At 57.1% G+C, this 7,051-nt stretch carries 9 protein-coding genes; all 9 read left to right on the forward strand.

All coding sequences use genetic code 11. The features are described from left to right. Positions 1 to 10: 10 nt before the first annotated feature. Positions 11 to 1,363 (forward strand): flagellar hook-associated protein FlgL, encoded by a 1,353-nt coding sequence (flgL, locus tag AXF19_RS05535; protein WP_066846161.1) that lies wholly within the window; start codon positions 11 to 13, stop codon positions 1,361 to 1,363. Positions 1,364 to 1,401: 38 nt separating this feature from the next. Then, positions 1,402 to 1,986, forward strand: a complete 585-nt coding sequence (locus AXF19_RS05540) for a DUF6470 family protein (RefSeq protein WP_066846166.1) — start codon at positions 1,402 to 1,404, stop codon at positions 1,984 to 1,986. A gap of 12 nt (positions 1,987 to 1,998) precedes the next feature. Next, complete coding sequence (gene fliW, locus AXF19_RS05545) at positions 1,999 to 2,445, forward strand: flagellar assembly protein FliW (protein WP_066846168.1); 447 nt, start codon at positions 1,999 to 2,001, stop codon at positions 2,443 to 2,445. Continuing rightward, on the forward strand, positions 2,445 to 2,666 hold the full coding sequence (gene csrA, locus AXF19_RS05550; protein ID WP_066846171.1) for a carbon storage regulator CsrA: 222 nt from the start codon (positions 2,445 to 2,447) through the stop codon (positions 2,664 to 2,666). Before fliW ends, csrA begins: the two co-directional genes overlap by 1 nt. A gap of 56 nt (positions 2,667 to 2,722) precedes the next feature. After that, positions 2,723 to 3,160, forward strand: coding sequence for a flagellar protein FlaG (locus AXF19_RS05555; RefSeq protein ID WP_066846174.1), 438 nt, complete (start codon positions 2,723 to 2,725; stop codon positions 3,158 to 3,160). Positions 3,161 to 3,179: 19 nt separating this feature from the next. After that, entirely contained in the window at positions 3,180 to 4,823 is a 1,644-nt protein-coding gene (gene fliD / locus AXF19_RS05560; RefSeq protein WP_066846176.1) for a flagellar filament capping protein FliD, read from the forward strand. Between the two features lie 18 nt (positions 4,824 to 4,841). Further along, the gene (gene fliS / locus AXF19_RS05565; RefSeq protein WP_066846179.1) at positions 4,842 to 5,258 is read left to right on the forward strand and encodes a flagellar export chaperone FliS; all 417 of its coding nucleotides are present in this window, start codon (positions 4,842 to 4,844) and stop codon (positions 5,256 to 5,258) included. Next, entirely contained in the window at positions 5,248 to 5,592 is a 345-nt protein-coding gene (locus AXF19_RS05570) for a hypothetical protein (protein WP_066846181.1), read from the forward strand. The genes fliS and AXF19_RS05570 overlap by 11 nt, the downstream gene beginning before the upstream one ends. 274 nt (positions 5,593 to 5,866) lie before the next feature. Then, positions 5,867 to 7,051 (forward strand): flagellin N-terminal helical domain-containing protein (locus AXF19_RS05575; protein ID WP_237141711.1); only part of this gene is annotated, 1,185 nt, incomplete at its 3' end.

The raw sequence follows: 7,051 nt of genomic DNA on the forward strand, positions 1-7,051 counted from the left end.
GAGGTGACATATGATCCGTATTAGCAGCAACTACATGGTGCAGCGTTACCAGAGAGATCTGAACGCGATCAACTACGAAAAGTCGAAACTCATGGAGCAGAGTGACGGCAGCAAGCTGCACCGCCCGTCCGATGACTCTGTCGGTTACTCGCGCTTCCTGCGTTACGATGTCGCCGATGGTGAGAATGACCGCTATCAGGACAGCGTCAAGGCGGGGATCTCGTGGATGAAAACGACGGAAACGGCACTCTCCAGCATGGAGGACATCCAGAAGACGTTCAAAGCAAAGACGATTCAGGCGGCGAACGACGATAAGGATGAGAAGGGGGGCGACTGGCCGGCGATCGCGCGCGAGATGAAGGCGTGCGTTGAGCAGATTGTCTCCCTCGCCAACACACAGCTTGGCGACCGCTATGTCTTTGCGGGACAGGCTGATCTGCGTCAGCCGTTCCAGATGTCCAGCCCTGCCGATCTCAAGCATCGCGGCGTGACAAAGACGCTGGACGACCGTCAGTCGGCATTCTTTTCGAATGTTGGTGATAACGACAGCGCGGACTTCCTGCATCAGATGCTCTCCCTCAACGGCGACGACGGCAATACCTATTACCTTAACACCCTGACGGGCAAGGTCTATACGAAGGAATTCGTGCAGGACGGCTATAAGGACATGATTGCGAAGGGATATAAGACCGAGGCAGAGGCGAATGCCGCAGGTGTGACGACCTCCGTCGGCAGCATTCCTGCGGCGATCAAGGGCTCGACCTTTATCAAGGACAATTTTAAGAACACGGGCGAGGTCACGACGGCAGGCTCCGGATGGTCGGCTGCGGTGAACGGCGTGAACATGAAGTTCTCCACCGTGCGGCAGCAGATCGTCACCTACAGCGGCGACCTGCGCTACATCTCGATGGTCAAGCAGAATGGTTCGACCGAGCCGACATCGGATACCGTCAACAAGACGGGTACGGATGTCTTCGGACGCGACCTCTTTGACGATATCAACTCGAAGAACGATCCGCCCTCGGGCACGGCAATGCTCAACAATATGCTGACCGTTCACGCCAAGACGAATGCGTGCGACTCGCACTGGCTGAGCTCCGACGGCGTGACGCTCGCCGATGTCGCAAACCAAGTCACGCTGCAGGCACATACGGAGACAGGCGCGCGCCTGAACCTCTACACGGATTCGAAGGATGTTCTCACGAATCACAAGGAGAACATCACGCGCGACATCACGGATGTCAGCGGCACCGATGTGGCGGAACTCGCAACGAAGCTGATGCAGCAGCAGACGATCATGAGCATGTCGCTCTCGATGGGGGCGCGCATCCTGCCGCTCTCACTTGTCGATTATCTGCGGTAATTTTCAGCGGCATTTCATAACGGGAAAGGATGCCCCTTATGCCCATGCTCTATCTCAATACGCGCCACACCCTCCCGATGATCGGGCTGCGGGTGCAGCACAACACTGTCGATACCCCCATCACACAGCCGCGCTACGAGCAGGAAACGCAGCAGGCACGCGCGGGGCGCGGATTTACCCAGCCGAAGATCACGATCGACAGCTATCCGAGCCGCCACAGCTACGGTTATACCAACAATACAGACTTCGCGCGTGAGAACCTTGAGCGTGGCATGAGCGAGGTGCAAAAGGGCACGTCGAAGCACACGCAGATGGCGTGGGCTCTCGCCGAGGATGGACCCAAGGCGGGGCGGCAGGTCGGTATCGAGTTCGCAAAGCGCGACATGGAGCAGCGCGTCACGCGGCAGAGAACCCTCGTGGCGGCAGCGATTCCCGACCCTGTGATCCAAGTAGACCCGGGGCAGACGCACGGCGCACCGATCCCCGCCAAGACAACCCCCATCTGGCACACGGAGGGCAAGGCACAGATCACATACCACCGTGGCAGCTTCGAGACGTATTTGCAGCAGAAGGGCGATATTCACAGCTGGACCAGCGAAGGAAAATACGACATATATGCGTAACAGGAGTCATAGATGAAGAAGATTATGACGAGCCGCTTCGGCGAGATCGAGGCGGCGGAAGAATCCATCATCCATTTTGCGGCGGGCATTCCCGCCTTTGAGGAGGAGCGGGAGTTCATCATTATCCCGTATGAGGAGGACAGCCCGTATGTGTTCCTGCAGTCAGTCAGGACGCCGGATCTCGCCTTCCTCATGACGATGCCGCTCGCGTTTTTCCCGGACTACGAGTTCACCATCGACGATGATGTCGAGAAAGAGCTCGGCTTCACCTCGCCCGAGGAGGTGCTGATCTATGCGATCCTCACACTCTCCGGCAAGGAGATCCGCGATCTGACGGCAAACCTCATGGCACCCATCGTCATCAATGCTGTGACGCGCCGCGCCAAACAGATTGTGCTTGACCGCAGTCCCTATACGACGAAGCACCGCCTCTTCCCTGCAGAGAAGGAGGCACGGTAATGCTGGTACTCACACGCAAACCCAGACAGCAGATCATGATCGGCGACAATGTCGTCGTCAACATCGTGGAGGTTCAGGGCGATAATGTGCGCATCGCGATCGATGCGCCGCGCAGCGTCAAGATCTATCGCGGTGAGATATACCGGGCGATTCAGGAGGAGAACCAGAAGGCTGCGGCAGCGCCGGCGCACTTCGATCTCAGCGCGTTGCCCAAGAGCTGATTTATCAAGGAAGATCGGAGCGTCGGATGCTCCAGGTACACATGGAGGGGTGCCCTATGGCCGTAAGAAATGTTCAGGATGTCATGTTGGCGGCGGTTGCCGTCAGCGGTATGAAGAGTGCGGATGCGCCCGAGTCAAATGCGGGCGAAGCCGCTGCACAGCAGGGGAATACTCCTGCACAGTTGAAGCCCGTCACGGCGAATGCGTCCTTGCAGAACAAGGACAACGAGCAGGATGCACAGGACGGCAAGGAGCAGCATGAGCCGCTCTCCGAGGAGCAGACTGCGTTCATCACGGAGCAGCTCAACGAGATTATGCGGAACATCAACGTTGACCTTCAGTTCCAGTACCACAAAGAGGTCAACTTTATGTCCGTGCGCATGCTCGACAAGAAGACCGGCGAGGTACTGCGTGAGGTTCCGCCCGAGGCAATGGTGGAACACATGATCAAGGTGCACGACTGGATCGGCGCGTTCCTGGACAAAACGGCGTAAGCGGGCGAAGGAGGAAAATATGTCAGGAGCAAAAGGAATTTACGGACTCTCCGGCTCGGGACTCGACGTTGAGTCGCTGGTCAGGGTCGGAATGATCTCCGAACAGAAGAAATACGACCGCATCTATAAAAAGGAAGTTGAAACAGAATGGCGTAAGGAAGCGTACGCAAACGTCTATGACAAGGTCAATACGTTCAAAAGTCGTATGTCGGATTATCGTTTGAGTTCCATGACGAAGCCCATGACGACGACGAGTTCGCTCTCCGACGCCGTGACAGCGACGGCAAACGCGAGCGCGGGGGTCATGGGACACTCCGTCGAGGTCGAGCGGACGGCGACGAACGCCTATCTCATGACGACGGCGGGGCAGAAAATTGCACGCGCCAATACCGGAGCTACGGCGAGCACCATGCTGAAGGACGTTGCGTTCGCGGGCGGCACGAAACCTGCGGGCATGGCGGACACCGACACGGCGCTCCGCTTCAAGGTGTCGAACGGATCGTCCACGACCGAGGTGACATTCACGGCGGATGAGGTGTTTAACAAGAAACTCACACTCAACGACCTCGCCAACCGCATCAACAACGCACGCTTCAAGGGCGCGGACGGCAAGAAAACCGCACTCGACATCCGTGCGAGCTACGACTCCGTCTCCGATGGCTTCTCCATCGTCAACAACAAGACGGGCGACCGGAACAAGATCAACCTCTCCGTAGATACATCGGGTGCCGCAGGGGCGGCATCGAAGACCCTGTTGGAGAACCTGAAGCTCGGCAAGGTGGAGAATGGTACGATCGGTGCCCCTCTCTCGTTCACGACGAGCGGAACCACCTCCTCACTGGAGGCGCAGGGGACAAATGCCAAGGTCAAGATCGACGGGCGTGCCTACGACAATCTGCAGGAGAACAACCTGCAGGTGAACGGCGTTACCTATACGTTCAAGAAGCCAACCCCCACGGGTACGGCGGCTACGGTCAATGTCACGCAGGATCAGGAAAAGCTCGTCGAGAACGTGAAGAAATTCGTCGAGGAGTACAATGCGCTGCTTGATGAGCTCGTCAAGTTGTACGGCGAGAAGAGGAACAAGGACTACGGCGTACTCACGAAGTCACAGGAAGAAGGCATGTCGAAGGAGCAGGTCGAGAAGTGGAACGCGAAGGCGAAGGAAGGTCTCCTGCACCGCGACGACTATGTTCGCTCCCTCATCAGCGACCTGCGTGATGCGGTCATCAACCGCGTGCAGTCCGTTCCCGGCCGCTACTCGACGTTCTCGTCCATCGGCATCACAGCAAAGAATCAGACGGGACACCTGCAGCTTGATGAAACCAAGCTCAAAAATGCGATCGCGGCGGAGCCGGATGCAGTGAACCGTCTCATCTCCCATGACGATGAGAACAACGACTACGGCAACAGCGGCGTTGCCAGCCGCATCTACAACAAACTGACCGCACGCCTCAAATCGCTCGAATCGCATTCCGGCGTTTCGGCGAACAAGTCGGATATGAGCGAGCTGGGCAAGCTCATCCAGAACTACGAAAAGCAGATGAGCGACTTCAAGAAACTCATGTCGTCCTTCGAGAGCAAACTCTACAAGAAGTACAACGCAATGGAGGTCGCGATCTCGCGTCTCTCGACCCAGTTTAATTTCTTCCACGGACAATGATGCAGGGGGGATTCCCATATGGTAAACAATGCCGCAGAGGCATATAAGAAGCAGCAGATAATGACGGCGACGCCCGAGACGCTGACCCTCATGCTCTACAACGGCTGCCTCAAGTTTATCAAGGAGGGCGTCGAGCAGCTTGCGGAGAAGAACTACGAAGCATCGAACATCTCGCTCCAGAAGGCACAGAACATCATCTCGGAGTTCCGCATTACGCTCAACATGGATTACGAGATCTCCCATCAGCTGATGCCTCTTTACAACTACGCCTATGACCGCCTCGTCGAGGGCAATATGAAGAGCGATCCTGCGATCATCCAGGAGGCGACCGACATCATGACCGAGCTGCGCGATGCATGGGCACAGGCGATGAAGAAGGCGCGTGAGGAGAAGGGTGCACAGGGCATGGAAGGGAGCGGCGTCTATGCCGGATGAGTCCTATGCGGCGGCACGCGAACTCTGGGAGAAGTACCGCGTGCTTACGCACGAGATGATGAAGTTCGTGGATGCCGATGAGATCGATACGTTCATTGAACTCGTCGATCAGCGCGAGCAGATCGTCGATCTCCTGCGGGCGCTCCCCACCGATCCCTATCGGGGCGGCGCGGAGTGGGCGGCATTGGAGACGGAACTGACTCCGCTCGAGATGCAGCTCCAGTACAAGGCGCGCGCGTGGCTGAACCGCTCGCGGCGGCAGAACGCAGCCGTGCACAGCTATGATCTCACGGGTGCGAGTCCCCTCGGCTCCAATCTCAACCGGAGGTACTGATCCCGTATTTTTCACGGCGGCGGATGATCAAGCTCTTGACAAATGCCTCCAAAAAAAGTAAAATATTTCCAGTCAAATACTTAAGTATGTCGTCCTCATGACGATATACTTTATGTAAGGCAATAATAAGCAAGCGGGGCGGCTGCCATGGAGGGCTAGCTAGCAGCCATTCAGGATAGACGCGTCACTTGCCTATTATACAGCGGGCACGGATGTCCGCACATACATTCAAACTTCCGGAATATCCGGAACCACACCAGGGAGGAATTTACACATGGCAATGGTAGTTAAGAACAACATGTCGGCGGTCAACACGCTCAACATCCTGAACAAGAACCAGTCGGCACTCGCGAAGAGCCTTCAGAAGGTCTCCTCGGGCATGAAGATCAACAGCGCCGGCGATGACGCTTCCGGCTATGCCATCTCTGAGCGTATGCGCGTCCAGATCCGTTCGCTCGATCAGGACAACCAGAACACGCAGAACGGCAACAGCATGATGCGCACCGCTGAGGGTGCTGTCTCCAGCACGGTCGAGATCCTCAAGACCCTCAAGGAGAAGGCAATCAACGCAGCGAACGACACGAACACGGACGAGGATCGCCGCACGATCCAGAAAGAGATCAACCAGATGGTTGACCAGATCGACGACAACGCGCTTGCAACGTACAACGGCAAGTACCTCGTCGATGGCTCGCGCAATGCGAAAGGCGATGCAACCTGCACGACGCTCACGAACAACGCGCTGAGCACGGCTTCGAAGTGGTCTTCGGCTCTGACGGATCTCAAGAGCCGCACGGATGAGAGCCTCAACATTCAGTCGACGGATAACGTCACGATCTCCTATGTCCGTCAGGGTCGCACCTACACGACGACGTTCTCGGTTGGTACGAATGGTCTCTCCGACATCATCAAGAGCACGGCGTTCAACGGCACGGAGTCTTTCGCGGGCGAGAAGCTCGTCGGCGGCACGAAGAACGAGGCTCACATCGGTCTTGACAAGGCGAAGAACAGCGTCTACACGGCGGACAACAAGACGGCTCTCTCGATCTCCGCTGCCGGCACGGGCACGACCTACCAGATCTCCTCGTTCACGATGTCGATCACGGACAACACGGGCGCAATCCGCAAGACGGCGAACAATGCTCTCGATGCGTTCAACGAGCGTATCCGCGCAGAGAACAAGTCCGAGGACAATGCTCTCGTCCTCCAGACGGGCGTCAAGGCAAACCAGGCGATCAAGGTCAGCATGACCGATATGCGCTCGCTCGCACTCGGCGTGAAGGGTACGGATGGTCAGGTTCTCAGCGTTCAGACGCAGGAGAAGGCAAACGCTGCAATCAACACGCTCGAGACGGCGCTCCAGAAGGCTCTTGATGAGCAGGCGAACATCGGCGCAATCCAGGCTCGCCTGAACTACACGAGCTCCAACCTCACGACGGCGTCCGAGAACGTTCAGAAC

The organism is Selenomonas sp. oral taxon 126 (assembly GCF_001683335.1).
GTDB lineage: Bacteria > Bacillota > Negativicutes > Selenomonadales > Selenomonadaceae > Centipeda.